This window comes from Bosea sp. AS-1 (assembly GCF_002220095.1).
Lineage (GTDB): Bacteria > Pseudomonadota > Alphaproteobacteria > Rhizobiales > Beijerinckiaceae > Allobosea.
In genome coordinates, this window is the sequence record NZ_CP022372.1 from 2,852,441 (window position 1) to 2,873,558 (window position 21,118).

The following is a 21,118-nucleotide window of genomic DNA, read 5'->3' on the forward strand; positions in this document are numbered from 1 at the left end:
CTTGTAGCGTGAACGGCGTCATCATCGGCAATACCGCCCGGGCGAGCCTGATCGCCACGCTCGTCATCGGCTGAGCGATGGCGAAGATCGCTGCGCTCGGAGCCTATGTCTATCAAGCCGTCCTGGCGCTGGGACTGCTGCTCGTCGTCTCCAACCGGCTGCCTTCGGCAGAATTCACGGCCTATTCGCTGTTCGTCTCGATCGTCCAGTTCACGGCGATCGCCTGTTTCGAGTGGATCCGCTTCGCCTGCAGCCGCTTCTATCCCGGTCCCGATGCGCAGAGCGAAGCGAGCGAGCGGGGCACCATCGCCTATGAATTCCTTGCCTGCTGTGGCTTCTGCGGCCTCGGCGCCCTGATCGCCTGGCTTTGCGGCGTGCCGGCGCCGGTCGCAGGGCTCGGCGCTGTCGCCGCGGTCGTGCAGGGCGGCAGCGAGATCCATCTCACCATGCTGCGCTTCCGCCACGCCTTCCGGCTGTTCTCCTGGATGCAGGCGCTGCGGGCCTCTCTGATGGCGGCGGGTACGCTCGCCGGCGCCTGGGCTGGGCCGGATTTCGCCCATGTCCTCGCCGGCATGATCGCAGGCTATCTCGCCTATGTGTTCGTCGCTGTGCTGGTCTCGCGCGGAGGCTTCGGTGCGCCGATGCGCAGGAGCCGCGAGGCCATGCGCAAGCATCTAGCCTATGGCGGGATTTCTGCCGGTGCTTCCGTCGCCGCGATGCTGGCGCCGCTCGGCCTCAAGGCGATCTTCACCGCGGTCCTGGGCGGGCAGGGCGCGGCAGCTCCCTTGCTGGCGCTCGACCTGTTGCAACGACCCTTCGTCCTGATCGTCTCGGCGATCTATGCGATTCGGTACCCGACGCTGGTGCAGCTTTTCGATCGCGACAGCGGCAGCGGTGCATTCCGGCGCGAGCTCGGCCGCTACTACGTGCTGCTGGCCGGCTTTTCTATGATGGGGGCGGCGGCGGTGCTCAGCCTGCTCGCATTCGCGACGGCGCTGCTGATTGCGCCCGACCTGCGCGCTTCCTTCCTGCGCATCGCGCCGTTGATCACGCTGACGGCGCTCGCTCGGGCGCTCGTCCAGACATTGCTGCCCACCGCGGCCCATCTCCAGCGCCGTCTCGCTGCCATCGCCTTGCTGGCGGTGTTCGACTCCGCCCTGATGTGCCTCGGCGCGCTCGTTGCCACGGGCCTCCTCGGCGCGTCCGACGTCGCGATCTCGGCCGGGGCGACGGTGGGGGCGCTGATCGCGCTTGCGGGCGGCTTGGTGCTGCTGCGCCTCTTGCCCTTCGAACTGCCGCGCCTGCCGCTCGTCTCGGCGCTGCTGGCGCTGGTAGCGGCCTGGGTGGTTTCGATCTGGCTCGGCGGAAACGCCGTGATGGCCGCCGTGGCGGGGCTTGCCGCGACGCTGCTCATCAGCCTGCCCGCCTTGCCGCGGATGCTGCGCTGGCTGGCGCATTGAGAGACGTCATGCAGGACGGGAATCGAGCCATGAAGATCGTCGTCGGGATCGCGACCGCAGGGCGTCGCGAGGTTCTCTGCGATACGCTCGCCGAGATCGCCGGGCAGCAGCGCCTGCCATCCGAGATCCTGGTCTGCCCGGCGCAGGAGGAGGATGTCGACTGGTCCTTTGCCGCGACGCTCGCCGTGCCGGTCAGGCGGGTTGCGCCGCGACAAGGCCTTTGCCTGCAACGCAACGCCATTCTCGACGCGATCGTCGATGCCGATCTGCTGTTGTTCTTCGACGACGATTTCCTGCCTGCACCCAGCTTCATCGCGGAGGCTGAGACGCTGTTCGGTGCGCAGCGCGATATCGCCGTGGCGACGGGTCAGGTCCTGGCTGACGGCATCCATGGACCGGGGCTCGGTGCCGAGGAGGCCCGGGCGATCCTGGCGCGCGACGTCGCGCCGGCGGTGGCGCATCTCACGCCGGTCGAGAATGCCTATGGCTGCAACATGGTGTTTCGGATGGCGGCAGTCCGGGCGGCCGGAGCACGCTTCGACGAGAACCTGCCGCTCTATGGCTGGCAGGAGGACACCGACTTCTGCCAGCAGCTCGCAGGCCAGGGCCGGATCGTGCACGCCACGGCGCTGCGGGGCGTGCATCGCGGCAGCAAGCGCGGCCGGACCTCCGGCCTTCGCTTCGGCTATTCGCAGATCGCCAATCCCGTCTATCTGGTGCGCAAGGGCACGCTCAGGCCGCGCCGCGCGCTACGCCTCGCCGCCGGCAACATCGCGGCCAATCTCGGCGGCAGCCTGAAGCCGAACAATCCGGTCGACCGGCGCGGGCGGCTGAAAGGCAACTGGCTGGCCTTCTGGGATCTGCTGCGCGGGAGGCTCGCACCCCAGCGCATCCTGTCGCTGTAGGTTGGCTGCTCAGGCATTTTACGCTTCCTTCGAGCGCATCCCGGCCAGGATTGAGAGGAGGGATTCCGCGCTTTTCTCCCAGGAGAAGCGCGCCAGATTGGCATGGCCGGCCGTCACGAGCGCCTCGCGCTGCCCGGGTTCGGCCAGGATGGCGCGCATCGCCCCTTTCAGGCTTTCGCCGCTGCGTGGGTCGAAATAGAGGGTCGCCTCGCCGCAGGCCTCGCGCACGGCCGGGATATCGGCTGCCAGCACCGGGCAATCCTGCGTCATCGCCTCCAGCGGGGGAATGCCGAAGCCTTCGTAGAGACTCGGAAAGACGAAGGCGGTCGCGTGCCGCTCGAGGCCGGCGACCTCGGCATCGGACAGCCGTCCGGCGAAGATCAGGTCGTCCGCCTCGGCGATGCCGCCGCCCTTGAAGACATGACCGTGAATGCCGCCGACGATGACGAGCTTCTGGCCCGGCAAGGCGCTTTCCCGGAAGGCGCGGACGGCGAAGTCGACATTCTTGTTGGGCTTCAGCGTGCCGACGAGGACGAAGAAGCCGCGCTCGGCGAGGCCGAGCCTCGCCATAATGGTAGGGTCCGGCACCGTCGCGGCGAAATGGTCGGGGGCATTGTAGATGACCGCTATGCCCTCGGAAGGCACGCCGAAGACCGCGCCCAGTTCCCGCCGCGAGAACTGCGAGACGGTGGCGACCTGTGCGCGGCGCGTCAGTACGAATCCGAGCAGTTTGTGCAGGGCTCTGTAGCCGCGGCCAAAGGCTTCCGGATGACGGAAGATCGTGACGTCGTGGATCACCACGAGCTGGCGCGGATGGAGCAGGGGCCCGCTGCCGCCGAAGCCGACCAGGATGTCGCCGCGCGTCGCGCGGGCAAGCGTCGTCTGCTCCCAGAGATGGCCGGCCCCGCGACCGCGCCGTTCGAGCTTGATATGGGTGAGATTGATGTCGACCTCGGCCCCTTCGGGAACGAGGATCCGCCACTGCGTGCCGCGAAACGATGCCGGGAGGGTGCCGGCGCCGATTTTCCGGTCGAGGGCGTGAGTCAGCTCCCGCGCGAAGCGCTGCACGCCGGTGAGCGGCTGCGTCAGGAAGCGCCCATTGATCGAAATCCTGTCCAACGGCTCCCCCTCGCGTCGCGCGCGACACTAGGCGCGGCGACGTGAAGAGCGGGTTTACAAGGCTGGAAGAAGGGCACCGGCAGGCTCGCGGCTCCGGCCGAAGCCAAAGAAAAACCGGGGCGTCGCCGCCCCGGTGAAAGGTGGCCGCGCAGAGACGCAGCCGGGAGGAAGTCTTGGCCGGCCCGTGGGGCCGGCTGAGCCCTCAGTAGGAGTAGTACATCGCGAACTCGACCGGGTGCGGCGTCATTTCGAAGCGCGCCACATCCTGCATCTTGAGCTCGATATAGCTCTCGAGGAAGTCGTCGCTGAAGACGCCGCCGACCTTGAGGAAGGCGTTGTCCTTCTTGAGCGACTCCAGCGCCTCGCGCAGCGAGCCGCAGACGGTCGGGATCTTCTTCAGCTCGCGCGGCGGCAGGTCGTAGAGGTCCTTGTCCATCGCCGGGCCGGGATCGATCTTGTTCACGATGCCGTCGAGGCCGGCCATCAGCATGGCCGAGAAGGCGAGGTAGGGGTTCGCCATCGGATCGGGGAAGCGGACCTCGACGCGCTTGGCCTTGGGCGAGGTCGTCCACGGAATACGGCAGGAGGCCGAGCGGTTGCGCGCCGAATAGGCGAGCAGAACCGGGGCCTCATAGCCCGGGACGAGGCGCTTGTAGGAGTTGGTCGAGGGGTTGGTGAAGGCGTTCAGCGCCTTGGCATGCTTGATGATGCCGCCGATGTACCAGAGGCACTCCTGCGACAGGTCGGCGTATTTGTTGCCGGCGAAGAGCGGCTTGCCGTTCTTCCAGATCGACTGGTGGACGTGCATGCCCGAGCCGTTGTCGCCATAGACCGGCTTCGGCATGAAGGTCGCGGTCTTGCCATAGCTCTGGGCGACGTTGTGGATGCAGTACTTGTAGGTCTGCATCTGGTCGGCGGTCTTCACCAGCGTGTCGAACTTCATGCCGAGCTCATGCTGGGCCGAGGCGACTTCGTGGTGGTGCTTCTCGACGGCGACGCCCATCGAGGCCATGGCCGCCAGCATCTCGCCGCGCATGTCCTGCGCCGAATCCTGCGGCGGAACCGGGAAGTAGCCGCCCTTGGTCGCGATGCGGTGACCGAAATTGCCGCCCTCGTAGTCGGTCATGCCGTTGGTCGGCAGCTCGACGGCGTCGAGCTGGAAGCCGGTGTTGTACGGCTCGGCAGAGATCTTGACGTCGTCGAAGATGAAGAACTCGGCCTCGGGGCCGACATAGACGGTGTCGCCGATACCGGTCGACTTCAGATAGGCCTCGGCCTTCTTGGCGATGCCACGCGGATCGCGGCTATAGGGCTCGCCGGTGCCGGGCTCGAGCACGTCGCAGTTGATGACCATGGTCGCGGCCGAGAAGAACGGGTCCATCACGGCGGTGGTCGGGTCCGGCATCAGCAGCATGTCGGATTCGTTGATGGCCTTCCAGCCGGCGATCGACGAGCCGTCGAACATCGTGCCTTCGGCGAAGATGTCCTCGTCGATGATGCTGACGTCGAAGGTCCAGTGCTGCCACTTTCCGCGCGGATCGGTAAAGCGGAAGTCGACATACTTGACGTCGTTCTCCTTGATCGCCTTGAGGACATCCTTGGCGCTCTTCATTTTAGCAATTCCTCTTGCCAGTAGTTTCTCAAACTCGCGCGCTGCGGACGGCTTGGGCCGCCCGGCAGGCCTCGATCCTCATGATGCGGGAAAACGTCAGATCGCGTCCGCGCCTGTCTCGCCCGTGCGGATGCGGATCGCACCCTCGATGCTCGATACAAAAATCTTGCCATCGCCGATGCGCCCGGTCTGGGCGGCCTTGACGATGGCTTCGATGGCGCGCTCGACCATGTCGTCGGCGAGGACGATCTCGATCTTCACCTTGGGCAGGAAGTCGACGACGTATTCGGCGCCGCGATAGAGCTCGGTATGGCCCTTCTGGCGGCCGAAGCCCTTGGCCTCGAGAACGGTGATGCCCTGAAGCCCGACGTCCTGAAGCGCTTCCTTCACCTCGTCCAGCTTGAAGGGCTTGATGATCGCTTCGATCTTCTTCATGCGCCGACCGGCCTCCTTTGCGCCCCAGAGTCCGGCCGCGGCCGGATCGTGCCTGCTATGAGCGAGGGAACCCGGAGGCTCTCTCGCATCTGCAAAACATCATGACTGCTCATAGCATCGGCGCCTGCGCCCCGCTATGTGGCAGCCCGCTGTTGTCGGCCCGATCATGAGGCAAAAAACAGCATAAAAAAACATCAACAGCCTATTTATTAGACATTCCTTTGTGCGAGCCATGTTGTCGGGCGGCGCGACCTGCCGCCATGATGGGCCATGCCCGGCTTGACCATCTCCACCATGTCTCACGGCGCGTTCGCCTTGCTCACCGCGCAGCAGATGGGCGAGGCGGATCGCATCGCGATCGCGAGCGGAATTCCGGGCATCGAACTGATGAAGAGGGCCGGTGCCGCGGTGGCCGAGGCCGTGATGCGTCACGTCGAGGCGGGTGCCCGGATCGCGGTTCTCTGCGGGCCTGGCAACAATGGCGGCGACGGCTTCGTCGCGGCGCGCATCCTGCGCGAGCGCGGGTACCGGGTCGAGCTTGCCCTGCTCGGCGAAGCGACGACGTTGCAAGGCGACGCGGCGATCGCAGCCGGTCGTTGGGGCGGGGCGATCATCCCACTCGCGGCCATCGCCTCCAAGGGGGCCGACATTTTTATCGATGCGCTGTTCGGCGCGGGCTTGAACAGGCCGCCCACCGGGGAGGCGGCCCAGGCTGTGGCGATGATGAACGGCTCGGGCCGGCCCATCATCGCGGTCGATGTTCCCAGCGGTCTTTCGGGGGATAGCGGGCAGGCCGATGGGCCGGTGGTGCGTGCAACCGAGACCGTGACGTTCTTCCGGTTGAAGCCCGGGCATCTGCTGCAACCCGGTCGCGATCTCTGCGGGACAGTGACCTTGGCGGATATTGGTATCCCGACCGAAGCCGCCCTTGCAGCGATCGCGCCCACGGCCTTCGCCAACCGCCCCGGCCTCTGGGCTGATCAATTTCCCCGCCATGGCAGCGATACGCACAAATTCGCGCGGGGCGCGGTCGCGGCTCTCGCGGGCGGGGTGGCAAGTGTAGGGGCGCCGCGGCTGAGCGCGCGATCGGCGCTGCGGATCGGTGCCGGGCTCGTGACGATTTTCTGCGCGCCGGCCGCGCTGCTGGCCCATGCCTCGCGCGGGCCCGATGCCCTGATGCAGCGTTCCCTGGTGGACGAAGCCGATCTCGCGCGGGTCCTGGAGGACCGGCGCTGGGCTGCCGTTGTGGCCGGACCGGCGCTCGGGCTCGACGGGCGGGCGCGGGGCCTGGTCGCCGCGCTGGTCGCAGGCGACAAGCCACTCGTCCTCGATGCCGATGCGCTCAGCATTCTGGCCGCGGATACCGCGCTGTTCACCGGGTTGCGGGGGCGAGGAACAGCTTGCGTGCTGACGCCGCACGAGGGCGAGTTCCGTCGGCTTTTCGGGGGGCATGCAGAGATCGGCCAGGAGCGTTCCAAGCTGGAGCGGACCCGCCAGGCAGCGGCGCTCAGCGGCGCCACCGTCGTCTACAAGGGAGCCGACACGGTGATCGCGAGCCCGGACGGGCGGGCGGCCATCAATGCGACCGGCTCCCCGGCTCTGGCCACGGCCGGCGCCGGCGACGTGCTGGCGGGAATGATCGCAGGATTGCTGGCGCAGGGCATGCCGGCTTTCGAGGCGGCTTGCACCGCCGTCTGGCTGCATGGTTCGGCCGGCGAGCGGCTGGGATTCGGGTTGATCGCGGACGATCTGCCGGAAGCCATCCCACCGCTTCTGCGCGAGCTGCAGACGGCAACCATCTGAAGACAAACGGAGACCGCCCCCTTGCGGAGGCGGTCCCGAACCGGCGTATCAACTGCCGGAGTAGGTCACGGCGGGCGCCGCTTTGAGCTGATCCTTGGTCATGGAGATCTTGCCATGATCCGGATACATCGCGGGCGCCTTGGGAGCGGAGGCCGCCGGCGGGGAAGCCATGCCGCCACCCGCGCTACCGGCACCGCCCGCGCCGCCAGCGCCACCTGACGGGGCGGGAGCCGGCGGAGTGATCGGCTGGTCGCTCCAGCTCACCTGCTCGAAGGGGATGGCGACGTCCTTGGAACCGATGCCGAGGAAGCCGCCGACGCCGACCGTGACCATCTCGATCTTGCCGGTCTTGTCGACGATGACCTCGGTCACGTCCCCGACCTTCTTGTCATCGGGGCCGTAGATGTCGACGCCGATGAGCTTGCTCGTTCGCCATTTGCCCTGGCCGGCGAGATTGGTGTCCGGCGGCTTGGCCGGCTGCGCCGCGGGCGCCGGGGTGCTCGCGGCGGGCGGCGAGGACGAAGGCGGGTTGGGCGCGCTCGTCTGGGCGAGGGCGGTCGCTGTCAGCAAGGCAAAACCAACAGAGGTCAATGCAACCTGACGTTTGAGCATCTCTACCTCCTTATTAAAGTCCGCATGGCGGAACATTCATGAAATCGACAGTTGAAAACGATCTTCCGTCTGCCGCCAGCTAGGACAATCCTGGTCGAAAACGTGCGGGAAACCGCGCGATCGAGCGCGGCTTGAAAAATCCGGCGTTTTCGAGCTGCCGACTTGCTTGCATCCCGATGACATGATCGGATGCTGCGTTGGTTATAACGCCCGGAAACCGGTGCTGTTCCAAACCATGGGGAGCCCACTCATGCCCACTGCCGTGACCGTTCTTCTGACGGATGCCGAACTGGCGGCGCTCGACCGCTATATCGCGGTGCATCGTCCGGGACATTCGCGCGCGGAAGTCATGGCCGAGATCGCGGCGCGCTGGGCCGAGACGCAACAGCCAGCGAGCCATCCCGCGCCGGATGAGGGACTCCGCCCCGACGAACTCAACGCCAGCAACGATTCCTGAAACGCGCCTGTTCCTGAAACGCGCCTGTGCGCGGCCGGCTCAGTCCTCCGGCTCGTCGCGCCTCAGCTCGAAGGCGAGCATCGCGTCGGCGATGGCCTGCAGTTCCTTATCCTTCTCGGAGCTGTCGGGCATGGCGTTCAGCTCGGCCACGCGCTGCTGCGCCCGCTCATAGTCTTCCTCGGTATGGACTATGATCGGAGTCTTCACGGCTTTTTCCTCCCTTGTCCGCCCGCACGGGCGGAGTGATCCGCGTCCCAACGCTGAACGGCTTCGACGAGGGCCTCCAATTCATGCTCCTCGTCCTCGTCGCGTGTCGAGTCCTTCAGGCTCGCGATCCGGTTCCTGGCGCGTTCGTAATCCTTGGCGGTTTCGATCCCGAAGACCGGGCGGGTCGCTTCCCCCGTGCTTGCGCCATGCTGGACCTTGGCTCGCATCGTCGCCTCCTGCCTGTTCCGACAACAGGAATACCCGCGACGCCGCCCGGCTGTTCCCGCCCGATTAAGCTTTCCGCAAGAGCGCGAGCGCATGGATGGGGCGAGACATGAGAGGAGGGTCATCGTGAACAGGTTTCTCATGGCGGCCGCGCTGACCGGCGCGGCACTGGCCGCACAACCTGCCGATGCCTTCTGGCAGCGCTCGCAGTTCTCCCGTTGTTCCGATGCGACGAGCGAAGCCGAGCGCCTGCGGCTGCGCTGCTGGGAACTCAACGCCTATGTCGATCCGGGCTGGCCCGCCCTCGGCTTCGGTGGGGGCGCCTATCTCCTGCCCGAGCCCCGCCCGGTACCCCACGGCCGAATGCCCGGCAAAGGCGGCGTGACGCGCCGCCTCGGCTGAGAGCCTCATCACGCTGGGCATATCGGTGCCTCCCAACGAGAGGAGGGCTCGATTCGCCGGCTCGGCCGTGAGAGCATCGCGGGTCCGCCCGCCTCCTGACGGCGATGCCATGGAACTGCTCTACGGTCTCGGTTTCCTCCTGCTCTTCGGCCTGAGCGCTCTCGCAGGCCTCGCGCTGCGGATGCGGCTGCCCGAGGAGCATCTCTCGAAGGAGAACATGGACGCCGTCCGCCTCGTGACAGGCCTCCTCGTGACCTTCGCCGCCCTGGTCCTGAGCCTGCAGCTCTCGACGGCCAGGTCCTCCTTCGACGCCGCGGCCAGAAACCGCTCGGCCTACGCCGCCCAGCTCGCACGGCTCGACCGCTGCCTTCAGCATATGGGCCCGGGGCTGGAACAGTCTCGCCAGATACTGCGCCGCTACGTCGCGGCGGTCATCGCCAGCACCTGGCCCTCGGAGCCCGCGCCGACCGTGCCCGGCATGCCGGATGTCCGTGCGATGGCGGTTCGCGGCGAGGACGTGGTTCTCGCCAGGATGATCGACGAGGTCGGCCTCGCCATCGACACCGCAGCCCCGGCGCCCGGTCTCGCCGCCGTGTCGGTGCGCTGCCGCGCCGACTATGCCAGCATGCAGGAGCGCCGCTGGGCCGTGATCGAGGACGGCAATGGTCCCCAGGGCGGGGTCTTCGTCGGCATCATCGGCTTCTGGCTCGCGCTGGTCTTCCTGAGTTTCGGATTGCAGGTGCCGCGCCGCCTGCTCAGCGGTATTGTGCTCGCGATCGGCGTGATCTGCGTCGCGAGCGTCATGTTCGTCATCGTCGACCTGGCCCTGCCGTATCAGGGCCTGTTCGGCATCCGCAGCGTGGCGATGCGGGAGGCGCTGGCCGATATGAGTCGCTGACCATTCGCCCGACGCTACTTGCGCTCTCCCCGGGCGAAGCCGGCCTCCTCGAGGATGCGGACCGTCTCCTCGAGACTTTCCTGCACACCGAGCATGAAGTCCTTGCCGAAGCCGATGATGGTGTCGGGCGGCTCGCCCTTATGGGTGTAGACGACGCTGACCTGCTCGGGATTGACGTAGACGGGTTTGCCGTCGCGCGGCGAGGTGAACTTGCAGAGTTTGGGCACGCGTTTCTCCATCAACCGGCGCTTGGGGCGCGGTTCAATAGGTAGCGCGGCCGCCTCACAAACCAAAATCTGCATCAAGCGAACGCGAACATCCATCCGGCGTCAGCCGGGCGATCACCCTGCAGCCTCAGCCTGACGCAAAGAGGCGCCGCCGGCGACAGCCGCGTCTCGCGCCGCGAGCAGCCGGTGCGTGGCCGCCAAGGCCTGTCGCGCCCATTCGCGCAGGCCTAGCTGCGCGGCCCGTTCGAGATGCGGCACCTCGACGCTGATCGGCAGTTCAGCCGGCAGCTGGCTGAAGATGCCGACGAGATCGATGTCGCCTTCGCCTGGCAGCAGCCGCGCCTGGCGAGCCGTGTGGATCAGGCCCTCGTCGGTCGTCGGAATTTCGCCGGGTGCGTCGCAGATCTGAGCGTAGCTCAACCGGCCGGGCGGGATGGCGGCTATGTCAGCAAGCGTGGTGCGCGAGCGTCCGGCGTGGAGCGCATCGACCAGGACGCGCCCGTTCGGCTGGTCTGCAGCCGTGACGATACGCAAGGCCGCGCGGGCGTCGGGCACGCGGGTCCAGGGCATGAATTCGAGATCGGCGGTGAGGCCATAGGCGGCGGCCGCTTCGCAGAAGGCAGCAAAGGAAGCGGTGAGCCGGGACTGCTCGGGATCGTCGCCCGCCACAAGGATCGCGCGGACACCGAGCTCGCCGCAAAGCTCAAGGAACGGGCGAAATCTCTCGACCGTGAAGTCGGCCGCCAGGCGGACGATCTCCATGTCGAAGACCGGCACGCCCGAGGCGATCGCCCTGCGCGTCTCGGCTCTCAGCGCGGCATCCTCGATCAGGGGGCTGGCATCGCCGCCCGGCGCTGCCGGCAGGGCACGCAGGCCGACGGCATCATAGCCCAGCTCAGCCGCGAGACGGACGGCGTCCGGCGGGGCGAGCGGAATCGTTGTGAGATAGGCGAGCGAGATCGTCGGCATGTGCTGGGCTCCGGATCAGGCGAGGGGGGAGATCGCCGTCGGCAGGGCGATGGTCGAATACATCTCGCCGGTCAGCCATTGGGGTCCGCCCTTCGGCGGCCAGATGCCCTTGGCCACGGAATCGGCCCGGACCGCGGCACGCTGGTCGAGGCTGGCGAAGGGCCAGATATGGGTGAAGCGCGCCGGCCCGTCCAGCGCATACATCGCGATGACGAGCGGCGAGAGCGCGACGCGGGCCGGTACGGCTGCCTCCCATGCGGCGATGGTCGGCGGCACGCCGCCATGCTTCAGCATATAGGTGCGGATCTCGTAGACCGACCCGAACTTGCCGGTTGTGACCGGCGGCAGGAAGGGGAAGGGCGCATAGCTGTCGAAATCGAGCGCGTCGACATCCTCACCACAGCCAAAGGGATTGCTGCTGGCGAGCACCCGCTCGCGCTCGTGCCTCAGCTCGACATCGTCGGCGAAGCCGCGCAGCACGGTGATCTGGTTGAGGCGGCCGATCTCGCTCGTCCAGCAGCCAAGGAGTTTGCCCTTCGCGCCGCTGTCTTTCAGGGATGCGTCGATGGCGGTGACGGCAGAGGCTGCCTTGCCGAGGCGGACGGAGAGGGTGGCGATTTCATAGCGCATGGTTTGTCTTCCCGTCGTTCAGGAGCGGTTGTTGGTCAGGGGCACGCCGCTGGCGTGATGAGCGGCGACGTAGCCGAAGGTCATGGCGGGGCCGAGCGTGATACCGCCGGCCGGATAACGCCCCGCCATCATGCTCGACATGTCGTTGCCCACCGCATAGAGCCCCGGAATCGGCGCATCGTCCGGCCCGAGCACACGGGCACTGGCATCCGTCTTCAAGCCGGCGAAGGTGCCGAGGCTGCCGGCGACGATCTTGACCGCATAGAAGGGGCCGGGGCCGATCGGCGCGACGCAGGGGTTGGGCAGATGCTCGGGGTCGCCCTGCACCCGGTTGTAGGGTGTGTCACCGCGCCCGAAGGCGGGATCGAGCCCTCGTGCGGCGTCGCGGTTATAGCTGGCGAGCGTCGCGGAAAAACCGGCCGCATCGATGCCGCAGGCCTGGGCCAGCGACCCAGGGGTGTCGCCACGCTTCAGATAGCCATTGCCCAGCCATGGGCCGGTCGGGAAGGGGCGAGGCCTGACCCGGCCGAGCCCGTAGCGACGCAGGAAACCGTGGTCACAAACCAGCCAGCACTCCGCCGGCTCGTCGGACGGCGTGGCGGCGAAAAGCGCCTGCATCACGTCATGGTAGGAATCCGCCTCGTTGCAGAAGCGGCGCCCGTCATGGCGCACCATGATCGCCCCGGGTTTGGCGCGTTCGATCAGGTGCGGAAAGCGGCCGGTCTTGCCGTCGGGTTTCGGCACGAGCGAGACCGGCGCCCAGGCTCCGGCATTGGGCAAGTCGGTTTCGAGATGGCCGCCGGCCCTTTCACCAAGCCGGATGCCGTCGCCAGTGTTGGAGCAGGGAGCGGCCGACCAGTGCTCATGCCCCGTTGGCGCATGTGGGAACAGTGCTGCCTTCCGCGCCGTGTCGTGCGGGAAACCACCGGTGGCGAGCACGACGCCGCGTGAGGCGCGGATCGCCTGCCGGCGTCCACCCGTCTCGACGATGGCGCCGGCGATCTGGTTTCCATCGCGAAGCAGTTCGATGGCTGCGGTGTTATTCTGGAGGACAATGCCGAGATCGTCGGCGGATTTGAGGAGCCGCGCCGCAAGCGCATTGCCATTGACCAGATGCTGGCCGCGGCCATGCCGGGCGCGGTCGGTGAAATGCCGGGCGAGGCGGCGCAGCACATGCAGGAAGGACGGCAGCTTGCGCGTGGCATTCAGGAAATGCCGCAGGTCGGCCCCGGAACCGACATTCATGCCAAAGGGCGCGACCTCCTCGAGCGGTGGTCGCAGATCCTTGAGCCGTGGACCCAGCTCGCGCCCGTCGAACGGCTTGGCGCAGAGCGAGCGGCCGCCGGTGCCGGCGCCGGGGCTCTTGCCGTGGAAGTCCGGGATCTGGTTGCCGTCGATGAAGTCGACGGCCGTCTCGCGCTGGAAGAAGGCGACCATACGCGGCCCCTGTTCCAGCAGCGTCGTCACGAAGGCCTCGTCGTAATCCGCGCCGAGCTCGTGGCGCAGATAGGTGCGGACCGTCTCCTCGTCCTCCTCGATGCCGGCAGCGCGGGCGAGCGGGTTGCGTGGAATCCACATCCAGCCGCCCGACCAGGCGGTCGTGCCGCCGAACCGGCTTTCCTTCTCGATGACGACGACATCGAGGCCGAGCGCTGCCGCCGTGACGGCCGCGGCGAGGCCTCCGGCTCCCGAGCCGATCACCAGCAGGTCGCAGGACTGCGGCAAGGCCTGGTTCATCAGGCGGCATGCTCCGGCGCGGAAGATCGCGATGGCACGCGGTTACCGAGCGCGTGGCGCACCGCGCGAAAGGCGAAGGTGATCGCCGGGCCGATGGTGATACCGGGACCCGGATAGGTGCCGCCCATGATCGAGTTCGCCTCGTTGCCGCAGGCATAGAGACGGCCGATCGGACGGTCGCCTTCACCCAGCACCTGTGCATCCTCGTCGATGACGAGCCCGGTCGCGGCGCCGATATCGCCGGGCGTCAGCTTGACCGCGTAGAAGGGCGCGGTCGCGATCGGTCCCAGCGTCGGGTTGGGGAAGCCGCGTGAGGCGTCGCCATTGACCCGGTGATAGTCGGTCGTGCCGCGCCCGAACTCCGGATCGACGCCGGTGCGGGCGTAGTCGTTCATATGGGCGATGGTCTCGGACAGCGCGGCAGGGTCGGCGCCGATCTTGTCGGCGAGCTCGACGATCGAGGAAGCCTGGGTGAGATAGCCGTCGGCGAGGAAGGGTTGCAGGTTCTTCGTCCCCATGCGGACCATGCCGAGCCCGTAGCGGCGCAACCCGTCGGCATCGGTGATGATCCAGCAGGGGATGGTCGGCCGGCTGCGATGCGCCTCGAACATCGCCCGGCTGAACAGGTGGTAGGAGGTCGATTCATTGACGAAGCGCCGGCCACCCTGGTCGACGCAGACGGTGCCCGGCTTGCTGCGGTCGAGCACGAAATGCGGGAAGACAGCGATCGATCCGTCGGGGCGCTTGCGGGTCGAAACTGGTGCCCAATAGGCATTGTCGAGATTGCTTTCACCGAAGCGTGCCCCAAGCTTGAGAGCGAGGTCCTGCATCGCGCCGGTATGGCCTGGCGCAGCCGGGCTCAACGACGGCACCGGCTCATTCAGCATCTCGGCGCGCCGCTGCGGATTGCGGTTGTAGCCGCCGGCGGCGAGCACCACACCGAGCCGGGCCTTGATCTTGCGGTGGGTGTCGCCTTGCACGGCGTTTATGCCGGTGATGCCTCCTGGTCCGGTCAAAAGCTCGTCGACGGAGCAGGCGGTCACGATCGTGCCGCCATGCTTCTTGAGGGTCAGCAGCAGGCCGCCGATCAGCGCATTGCCCATGACGAGACGCGTGCCGCGCCGCTTGCGCAGGCGATCGATGCCATAGCGGCCGATGATGCCCGCTGCATGCCGGAACGAGGCCCAGGATTTGCGCAGGTTGAGCAGGTGGCCGATATCGGTGCGGTCGATCATCATGCCGCCGAACAGCGTGAATTCCGGGATCGGCGGACGGATGCGGTCGATATCGGTGCCGAGCTGCCGGCCATCGAAGGCCACGGGCTCTAGCGCTCGTCCACGCAAGGTCGAGCCTTCGACGTCCGATTCATAGTCAGGATGCGTCGGGTAGGGGCGGAAATGCACGTCCGTGCGGCTTTCCAGCGTCGCGATCGCCTCGGGGCCGGCGCGCAGGAAGGCGTCACGCAATCGGGACGAGGTGCGGTTGCCGACCACGCCGTCGAGAAAGCGGGCGGCCTTCTCGACACTGTCGCCGGTCGCGACCTTCCCGGCATGCATCGAATTCGGGACCCAGGTCGTCGCGGCGGAGAGCGCGCTCGTCCCGCCGACATGATCCGTCCGCTCGATCACCAGGACGGAGCGCCCCTCGATCGCGGCGAAGACCGCGGAGGACAGGCCGGCGGCGCCCGAGCCGACGACGACGAGATCGTATTCCGGCTGCTCCGGCAGGGCCTTCAACATCGTGAACATGATCTGCCTCAGCCGATGCGCTCGCCGGCGAGCAGGAACTCGACCATCGCATTCTGCAGCGCCTGGTACATCTGCGTGCCGGTCGAGGTGCGGCAGCCAAGGGCACGGGCCGCCTCGATCAGCGGCGAGATCGCCGGCACGGTGATGACGCAGCCGACGAAGGTGTCCGGCGAGAGTTTGTCGACCTCGACCGGCAGCGCGTCGCCCGGCTTCATGCCGGCAGGCGTGGCATTGGCGACGAGGTTGAAGCCCGTCGGGTCGGGCGAGCCGACGAAGACCTTCGCCTTGCCCTTGCGATTCAGCCGCTCGATCAGGCTGTCGCGGCGGGCCGTATCCGCATCGTGGATCGCAAGTTCGCTGACCCCGGCGTCGACGAGGGCGAGCGCGATGGCCGAGCCCGCGCCGCCGGCGCCGATCAGCAGCGCGCGCTTGCCCTCGGGCTCGCCGCCATTGGCCTTGACCGCGCCGACGAAGCCTAGTCCGTCGACCATCTCGCCGTGCCAGGCGCCGTCCTTGCGGCGGCGCATGATGTTGACGGCGCCGAGGAAGTCACCGCGCTCGGTGGCGCTAGCGCAGTGCCCGTGGCAGGCGAACTTGTGCGGCACGGTAACGATGATGCCGTCGAGATTCGGCAGGTGGTCGGCGGCCTTCAGGAAGGCGTCGAGATGCTCGGGCGCAACCCGCACCGGCGCGACGATACCGTCATGGCCGCGCTCGGCAAAGGCGGCGGTCATGCCGCCGGGCGATTTCACCTGCGCGATCGGCTCGCCCACGATGACGTTGAGGCGGGTCGCTCCGGTGATCTTGAAGTCCATGGCGTTGTCCTCGGTTCTGTCACTGTGCCGTTCAGGCGGCGCATTGCGGTTCGGTCTCGACGACGCCCAGCAGGCGGGCCTGCGTCGCCTCGTCATGTTCGAGTTCCGTGGCCTCACCTTCGAACGCCACCTGGCCGTTGACCAGCACATAAGCGCGATCAGTGATCGGCAGCACCAGCTCGGCATGGTGCTCGACGATCACCATGGCGACGCGGCCACGCAGCTTGACCAGTGCCTCCATCACCTCGTTGACGACGGCCGGCGCCAGCCCCTCGAACGGCTCGTCGAGCAGGACGAGCTTGCTGGGGACCATGAGGGCGCGGGCGATCGCGACCATCTGGCGCTCGCCGCCGGACAGGTTTTCCGCCTTCGCCGCCTGGCGCGTCTTAAGGCGTGGGAAGAGCGTGAAGGCTTCTTCCAGGCCGATCCCGCCCGGCCGCTGGGCGAGCAGCAGATTTTCGGTCACGGTCAGGTTGGGGAACAGGCGCCGCCCCTCCGGGACCAGCGAGATGCCGAGCCGATTGATCTCGAAGGGCTTGAGCTTGCGCAGATCGGTTCCGGCGAAGCGGATCGAGCCCGCGTCGAGCGGCAGGCTGCCTGTCAGGGCGCGCAGCAGCGTGGTCTTGCCGACGCCGTTGCGGCCGAGCAGGGCGACAGCCTCGCCTTCGCGGATCGTGAGGTCGACGCCGGAAAGCACGGTGCTGCCGCTGTAGCCGACGGCGATGCCCTTGGCTTCCAGCAGCAGGGCGTCGGCCTTGGCCCCGGAGCGATCGACGGCGGGAGCTGTCGCTCGCTCGCCATCCTTGGCGGCGCCGAGATAGGCGGCGATGACCTCGGGATTGCGCGCGACATCGGCGGGCTTGCCGTCCGCGATCATCCGGCCCTGATGCAGCACGGAAATGCGGTCGGAGATCGCCAGCACCCGGTCGATGTCGTGTTCGATTAACAGCACCGCGTGGCGCTGGGCCAGACGCTGGATGAGATCGGCGACGACGATGCGGTCCGCTTCGGCAAGGCCGGCGAGCGGCTCGTCGAGCAGGAGCAGCTTCGACTCGATCGCCAGCGTTACGGCGATCTCGAGCAGGCGCTTGGCGCCATGCGGCAGGTCCTGGCTCGCGTCGGCTGCTTGTTCGACGAGGCCGACCGCGTCGAGCAGCGACCAGGTCCGGGCGTTGACCTCGGCATCGGCGTGGGCGTCACGCAACAGACCGCTGGCGCCGCGGCGCTGGGCCTGCACCGCAATCCGGACATTCTCGAACACGGTCAGGTTCGGGAAGATCGAGAGGATCTGGAAGGAGCGGGCGATGCCGAGCCGGGCGCGGGCATGCATCGGCAGCTTGGTGATGTCGCGCCCTTCGAAGAAGACCTGGCCTGCGCTCGGCGGCAGCACGCCGGTCAGCATGTTGTAGAAGGTCGTCTTGCCGGCGCCGTTCGGGCCGATGATCGAGTGCAGCACGAAGGGCCGGACCTCGAGATCAATCTCCCTGGCGGTGACGAGGCTGCCGAACTGCTTGGAGAGCTTGCGCGTCTCCAGGATCGGCTTGTCGGGATCCATCGCCTGGGCGGCGCTGACATAGGGCTCGATCACAGCCGGGCGCGGGGGAATCGTGTTGCGCGTCAACGTCCAGCGCTGGCGCCCGAAGACGCGTTGCACCAGGCCGGTGATGCCCTCCGGCGAGAGTAGAGCGAACAGGATCAGGATCGGCGCGAAGATCAGCCACCAGTTCTCGGTGATCGCCGAAAGGCGGTTTTCCAGGATGATGAAGCTGATCGCGCCCCACAGCGGACCGAGGAAATGGTGCACGCCGCCGAGTACGGTCATCAGCAGGGCATCGCCCGCATGCTGCCAGCTCAGGTTATTGGCGTAGACGCCCTGCAGCAGGAAGGTCAGCAGGGCGCCGGCGAAGCCGACGAACCCGGCCATCAGCACAAAGGCGCCGAGCCGCAGCAGATAGACGTTGAAGCCGAGGCTGCGGGCGCGCTGCTCATTGTCGCGCACCGCCTGCAGGGCGCGGCCGAAAGGCGCGTGCATGATGCGCCAGAGCAGCCAGACGCCGGCCAGGACGCAGGCGATGACGAAGCCGTGGAAGCCGAGGTCGCTCGGGAATGTCGGGCGCGCCACGCCCTGGAGCCCATTCTCGCCGCCGGTGACGGCGGTCCATTTGAAAGCGACCTCGAAGGCGATCTGCGAACAGGCCAGCGTCAGCAACGAGAAGTAGAGCCCCTTGCGCCGCAGGATCAGCGCACCGAGCACAAGCCCGAGCGCCAGCGAGAACAGCGTCGAGAGCACGATGCCGCCGAGATCGCCCGAAATCCGGCCCAGCACGAAGAAGGCGGCGGCATAGCTGGCGCAGCCGAAGAAGACGGAGGCGCCGAAGGGAACGAGCCCGGTATAGCCGACGAGCAGGTTCACCCCCATGCCGTAGAGCGTGTAGATCGCGATCTGGGTGATCAGGCCGACCGGCGCGCCGAGCGCGAGCCACAGCGCCGTCAGGCCGCAGAGGACGAGGCCGACCCAGAGGACCGGATGCGTGAGCAGGGCGCGAAGGCTCATTCGAAGCGCTCCCATTTTTCACCGAAGAGGCCACGGGGACGCACGAGCAGGATCGCCGCCATCAGCACATACATGGCCGCGCCCGCCCATTCCGGCTGGAACTGGATGGTCATGGCGGTGGTGATGCCGACGAGCAGGCCAGCGATGATGGCGCCGGCATAGGAGCCCAGCCCGCCGATGGTGACGATGACGAAGGCCGGCATGATCGCGCTCGCGGCCATGGAGGGCGTCACCGTCCAGAGCGGCGCGGCGAGCAGACCGGCGAGGCCGGCAAGCAGGCAGCCGATGCCGAAGACGAAGCTGAACACCACCGGCAGGTTGATGCCGAGAAGCCCAACCATCTCGGCGTCGCGCGAGCCGGCGCGGATGATGCGGCCGAAGGGCGTATAGGTCAGGAAGGCCCAGAAGGCGATCAGCGCGGCGACCGTCACCGCCAGCACGAAGAGCCGGTACTTGGTCAGCAGGATCGGGCCGTACTCGACGAAGCCGGCAAGGAAGCGCGGCGCGTTGAAGGGCAGGGGCGCCCCGCCGAAGACCATGCGCAGGATCGCTTCGATCAGCAGCGCCAGTGCGAAGGTCAGGATCAGACCGAGCAGCGGCTCCTTGCCGTAGAGATGCCGGATCAGCACGACCTCGACGATCATGCCGACCACGCCGGTCAGGAGTGGCGCCAGCAGCGCCGCCCACCAGCCGAACTCGCGGGCGAGGACGAGGGCGAAGTAGGCGCCGAGCGCGAAGAAGGCGCCGTGGGCAAAATTCACAATGCCGAGCAGGCCGAAGATGATCGACAGCCCGACTGCAATCAGAACGTAGAGAAAGCCGAGGACCAGACCGTTGACGGTCTGGGACAGGATCATGTCCAGCATGGCGGACGCTCCCGCAAAGGCGCGAAGTAAGATGGCCGGGACCGCAGAGGCCCCGGCCGGCGAGCCGCGGCGTCAGCCGGTCATCTTGCAGGCGCTGTCCGCCTGGCTGCCGAAGGCAGCGTCGATGTCGGCCTGGCTCTTCGGCAGCTCCGCCTTGATGTCGAAATAGTCCCACTTGTCGGTGATCTTCGGCTTGATGCCGGCGACCAGCAGGCGGTTCACCATCTGGTGGTCGAAGGGGCGGTAGCCGGTGTCGAGGTCGCCGCGCTTGACGTGCCACTTCTCAAGTGCGGCGACGACCGCGGCTGCATCCGTCGAATTGGCGGCCTCGATCGAGTCGAGCAGGGACTTCATGCCAAGCCAGCCCATCCAGGCCTTGTCGGCGGCGGGGCGGTTATATTTCTTCTCGTATGCCGCCGCCATGGCCTGCTCTTCAGGCGGGTTGTTCGGGTTCTTGTAGTACCAGGTCAGGGTATAGAGTCCGTCGGCGGCTTCCGGCCCGACGCCCCACAGATCGGTATTGCCGACCGAGATCTCCGCAAAGGGAATCTTCCCGCGCATGCCGAGCTCGTTCCACTGCTTGAGATAGGTGGTGAGGTCGCTGGCCGAGAGGCCGCCGATGACGACATCGGGCTTGGCGGCGCGGATCTTCAGGATGAAGGACGAGTAGTCCGGCGTGCTGACCGGCACCTCGTCGGCGCCGACGATGGTGATGCCGTTGGCCTTTGCATACTCCTCGAAGGAGCGCTTGATGTCCTGACCGAAGGCGTAGGCCGCTGTCAGGAGATACCACTTCTTGCCGACATCCTTGCAGTAGGGCGCCAGGACGCGGGTGTGCACCTCGACCGGCGGTTGCAGCCGGAAAGTGTATTTGTTGCAGGACTTGCCGGTGATCTCGCCTGCCGCCGCGTTCGCCGCGACATAGGGCACCTTCGCCTTGTTGGCGACGGAGGAGATCGCCAGCGCGAATGAACTCAGTGCGCCGCCGACGATGCCGGCGACCTTGTGCTCGCCGACCAGCCGTTCGGCGTTCTGCTGCGCGCCTTGCGGGTTGGGCTCGTCGAGCCAGACGATCTCGGCCGGCCGGCCCAGCAGGGTGTTGTTGCGCTGCTCCAGCGCCAGCATGCCGCCCTGCGCGAGATATTCCGCCTGGTCGACGATATTGCCGGTCTTGGCCCAGATCATGCCGATCTTGATCGGCTCGGCGGCAGCGGCATCGCCGATATAGGGCATGCCGAGCTTCGGGGCGATCAGCCCGGCAGCGCCGAGCGAGCCTGCGCCGAGAAGCAGGCTGCGGCGTCCGATCGGGCGATTGAAGGTTGGTTTGCGAGCGTCGGTCACGACGTCCTCCCTGCTGTGGCGTTCCCTGTGCCGGAGCCGATTTCTTGTTTCCCGTCCGTTGCGGCGGGCCGACCGGCAGCAGGGCTGTAGCATAAC

21 protein-coding genes are annotated in these 21,118 nt (G+C 67.2%); 6 read left to right on the top strand and 15 right to left on the bottom strand.

Translation table 11 applies throughout. The features are described 5' to 3' along the window. Window positions 1-77: 77 nt before the first annotated feature. Window positions 78-1,460, top strand: coding sequence for a hypothetical protein (locus CE453_RS15365; protein ID WP_089175387.1), 1,383 nt, complete (start codon window positions 78-80; stop codon window positions 1,458-1,460). Window positions 1,461-1,489: 29 nt separating this feature from the next. Then, window positions 1,490-2,365 (top strand): glycosyltransferase family 2 protein, encoded by an 876-nt coding sequence (locus tag CE453_RS15370; RefSeq protein WP_089177918.1) that lies wholly within the window; start codon window positions 1,490-1,492, stop codon window positions 2,363-2,365. An 18-nt stretch (window positions 2,366-2,383) separates the two neighbouring features. On the opposite strand, the gene CE453_RS15375 is transcribed toward CE453_RS15370, so the two are convergent. The 3 genes from CE453_RS15375 to CE453_RS15385 form a co-directional block, all read right to left on the bottom strand. Continuing rightward, entirely contained in the window at window positions 2,384-3,484 is a 1,101-nt protein-coding gene (locus CE453_RS15375; protein ID WP_089175388.1) for a glycosyltransferase family 4 protein, read from the bottom strand. 202 nt (window positions 3,485-3,686) lie between these two features. Beyond that, on the bottom strand, window positions 3,687-5,096 hold the full coding sequence (glnA, locus tag CE453_RS15380; protein WP_089175389.1) for a type I glutamate--ammonia ligase: 1,410 nt from the start codon (window positions 5,094-5,096) through the stop codon (window positions 3,687-3,689). 96 nt (window positions 5,097-5,192) lie between these two features. Then, the gene (locus CE453_RS15385) at window positions 5,193-5,531 is read right to left on the bottom strand and encodes a P-II family nitrogen regulator (RefSeq protein WP_089175390.1); all 339 of its coding nucleotides are present in this window, start codon (window positions 5,529-5,531) and stop codon (window positions 5,193-5,195) included. Between the two features lie 270 nt (window positions 5,532-5,801). On the opposite strand from CE453_RS15385, the gene CE453_RS15390 reads away from it, so the two are divergent. Beyond that, window positions 5,802-7,334 carry an NAD(P)H-hydrate dehydratase gene (locus tag CE453_RS15390; protein WP_248307749.1) on the top strand — a complete coding sequence of 511 codons (1,533 nt, stop codon included), beginning with the start codon at window positions 5,802-5,804 and terminating at the stop codon, window positions 7,332-7,334. Window positions 7,335-7,382: 48 nt separating this feature from the next. Here CE453_RS15390 and CE453_RS15395 read toward each other — a convergent pair whose 3' ends face one another. Beyond that, window positions 7,383-7,946 carry a PRC-barrel domain-containing protein gene (locus tag CE453_RS15395; protein ID WP_157733052.1) on the bottom strand — a complete coding sequence of 188 codons (564 nt, stop codon included), beginning with the start codon at window positions 7,944-7,946 and terminating at the stop codon, window positions 7,383-7,385. Between the two features lie 250 nt (window positions 7,947-8,196). Between CE453_RS15395 and CE453_RS15400 the strand changes: the two genes are divergently transcribed. Then, entirely contained in the window at window positions 8,197-8,403 is a 207-nt protein-coding gene (locus tag CE453_RS15400) for a hypothetical protein (RefSeq protein WP_089175392.1), read from the top strand. A 39-nt stretch (window positions 8,404-8,442) separates the two neighbouring features. On the opposite strand, the gene CE453_RS28635 is transcribed toward CE453_RS15400, so the two are convergent. After that, entirely contained in the window at window positions 8,443-8,610 is a 168-nt protein-coding gene (locus tag CE453_RS28635; protein ID WP_157733053.1) for a hypothetical protein, read from the bottom strand. Beyond that, a complete protein-coding gene (locus CE453_RS15405; RefSeq protein ID WP_089175393.1) occupies window positions 8,607-8,837 on the bottom strand; it encodes a hypothetical protein in 231 nt (76 codons plus the stop codon). Before CE453_RS15405 ends, CE453_RS28635 begins: the two co-directional genes overlap by 4 nt. Before the next feature lie 124 nt (window positions 8,838-8,961). Between CE453_RS15405 and CE453_RS15410 the strand changes: the two genes are divergently transcribed. Next, window positions 8,962-9,237: a hypothetical protein gene (locus tag CE453_RS15410; protein WP_157733054.1), complete on the top strand. Its 276-nt coding sequence runs from the start codon at window positions 8,962-8,964 to the stop codon at window positions 9,235-9,237. Window positions 9,238-9,346: 109 nt separating this feature from the next. Then, on the top strand, window positions 9,347-10,135 hold the full coding sequence (locus CE453_RS15415) for a bestrophin-like domain (RefSeq protein WP_089175395.1): 789 nt from the start codon (window positions 9,347-9,349) through the stop codon (window positions 10,133-10,135). Window positions 10,136-10,149: 14 nt separating this feature from the next. Here CE453_RS15415 and CE453_RS15420 read toward each other — a convergent pair whose 3' ends face one another. From CE453_RS15420 to CE453_RS15460, 9 genes are all read right to left on the bottom strand, one after another. Continuing rightward, window positions 10,150-10,362: a hypothetical protein gene (locus CE453_RS15420; protein WP_157733055.1), complete on the bottom strand. Its 213-nt coding sequence runs from the start codon at window positions 10,360-10,362 to the stop codon at window positions 10,150-10,152. Window positions 10,363-10,476: 114 nt separating this feature from the next. Then, window positions 10,477-11,331 carry a sugar phosphate isomerase/epimerase family protein gene (locus tag CE453_RS15425; RefSeq protein ID WP_089175397.1) on the bottom strand — a complete coding sequence of 285 codons (855 nt, stop codon included), beginning with the start codon at window positions 11,329-11,331 and terminating at the stop codon, window positions 10,477-10,479. A 15-nt stretch (window positions 11,332-11,346) separates the two neighbouring features. Continuing rightward, window positions 11,347-11,961, bottom strand: a complete 615-nt coding sequence (locus CE453_RS15430) for an NIPSNAP family protein (protein WP_089175398.1) — start codon at window positions 11,959-11,961, stop codon at window positions 11,347-11,349. A gap of 18 nt (window positions 11,962-11,979) precedes the next feature. Next, entirely contained in the window at window positions 11,980-13,698 is a 1,719-nt protein-coding gene (locus CE453_RS15435) for an FAD-dependent oxidoreductase (RefSeq protein WP_089175399.1), read from the bottom strand. Then, entirely contained in the window at window positions 13,698-15,446 is a 1,749-nt protein-coding gene (locus tag CE453_RS15440; protein ID WP_089175400.1) for an FAD-dependent oxidoreductase, read from the bottom strand. Before CE453_RS15440 ends, CE453_RS15435 begins: the two co-directional genes overlap by 1 nt. 8 nt (window positions 15,447-15,454) lie before the next feature. Beyond that, the gene (locus CE453_RS15445; RefSeq protein ID WP_089175401.1) at window positions 15,455-16,261 is read right to left on the bottom strand and encodes a shikimate dehydrogenase family protein; all 807 of its coding nucleotides are present in this window, start codon (window positions 16,259-16,261) and stop codon (window positions 15,455-15,457) included. A 31-nt stretch (window positions 16,262-16,292) separates the two neighbouring features. After that, window positions 16,293-18,815, bottom strand: a complete 2,523-nt coding sequence (locus CE453_RS15450; protein WP_089175402.1) for a branched-chain amino acid ABC transporter ATP-binding protein/permease — start codon at window positions 18,813-18,815, stop codon at window positions 16,293-16,295. Then, window positions 18,812-19,681, bottom strand: a complete 870-nt coding sequence (locus CE453_RS15455; protein WP_089175403.1) for a branched-chain amino acid ABC transporter permease — start codon at window positions 19,679-19,681, stop codon at window positions 18,812-18,814. The genes CE453_RS15450 and CE453_RS15455 overlap by 4 nt, the downstream gene beginning before the upstream one ends. Before the next feature lie 72 nt (window positions 19,682-19,753). Next, on the bottom strand, window positions 19,754-21,022 hold the full coding sequence (locus CE453_RS15460) for an ABC transporter substrate-binding protein (protein ID WP_248307750.1): 1,269 nt from the start codon (window positions 21,020-21,022) through the stop codon (window positions 19,754-19,756). Between the last annotated feature and the right edge of the window lie 96 nt (window positions 21,023-21,118).

Excerpts from the sequence above, each read along its gene's own strand:
- CE453_RS15400 (WP_089175392.1), top strand. The coding sequence starts at position 8,197 with ATGCCCACTGCCGTGACCGTTCTTCTGACGGATGCCGAACTGGCGGCG.
- CE453_RS15395 (WP_157733052.1), bottom strand. The coding sequence starts at position 7,946 with ATGCTCAAACGTCAGGTTGCATTGACCTCTGTTGGTTTTGCCTTGCTG.
- CE453_RS15370 (WP_089177918.1), top strand. The coding sequence starts at position 1,490 with ATGAAGATCGTCGTCGGGATCGCGACCGCAGGGCGTCGCGAGGTTCTC.
- CE453_RS15440 (WP_089175400.1), bottom strand. The coding sequence starts at position 15,446 with ATGTTCACGATGTTGAAGGCCCTGCCGGAGCAGCCGGAATACGATCTC.
- CE453_RS15365 (WP_089175387.1), top strand. The coding sequence starts at position 78 with ATGGCGAAGATCGCTGCGCTCGGAGCCTATGTCTATCAAGCCGTCCTG.
- glnA (WP_089175389.1), bottom strand. The coding sequence starts at position 5,096 with ATGAAGAGCGCCAAGGATGTCCTCAAGGCGATCAAGGAGAACGACGTC.
- CE453_RS15455 (WP_089175403.1), bottom strand. The coding sequence starts at position 19,681 with ATGCTGGACATGATCCTGTCCCAGACCGTCAACGGTCTGGTCCTCGGC.
- CE453_RS15405 (WP_089175393.1), bottom strand. The coding sequence starts at position 8,837 with ATGCGAGCCAAGGTCCAGCATGGCGCAAGCACGGGGGAAGCGACCCGC.
- CE453_RS15445 (WP_089175401.1), bottom strand. The coding sequence starts at position 16,261 with ATGGACTTCAAGATCACCGGAGCGACCCGCCTCAACGTCATCGTGGGC.
- CE453_RS15430 (WP_089175398.1), bottom strand. The coding sequence starts at position 11,961 with ATGCGCTATGAAATCGCCACCCTCTCCGTCCGCCTCGGCAAGGCAGCC.
- CE453_RS15425 (WP_089175397.1), bottom strand. The coding sequence starts at position 11,331 with ATGCCGACGATCTCGCTCGCCTATCTCACAACGATTCCGCTCGCCCCG.
- CE453_RS15390 (WP_248307749.1), top strand. The coding sequence starts at position 5,802 with ATGCCCGGCTTGACCATCTCCACCATGTCTCACGGCGCGTTCGCCTTG.
- CE453_RS15435 (WP_089175399.1), bottom strand. The coding sequence starts at position 13,698 with ATGAACCAGGCCTTGCCGCAGTCCTGCGACCTGCTGGTGATCGGCTCG.
- CE453_RS15415 (WP_089175395.1), top strand. The coding sequence starts at position 9,347 with ATGGAACTGCTCTACGGTCTCGGTTTCCTCCTGCTCTTCGGCCTGAGC.
- CE453_RS15450 (WP_089175402.1), bottom strand. The coding sequence starts at position 18,815 with ATGAGCCTTCGCGCCCTGCTCACGCATCCGGTCCTCTGGGTCGGCCTC.
- CE453_RS15385 (WP_089175390.1), bottom strand. The coding sequence starts at position 5,531 with ATGAAGAAGATCGAAGCGATCATCAAGCCCTTCAAGCTGGACGAGGTG.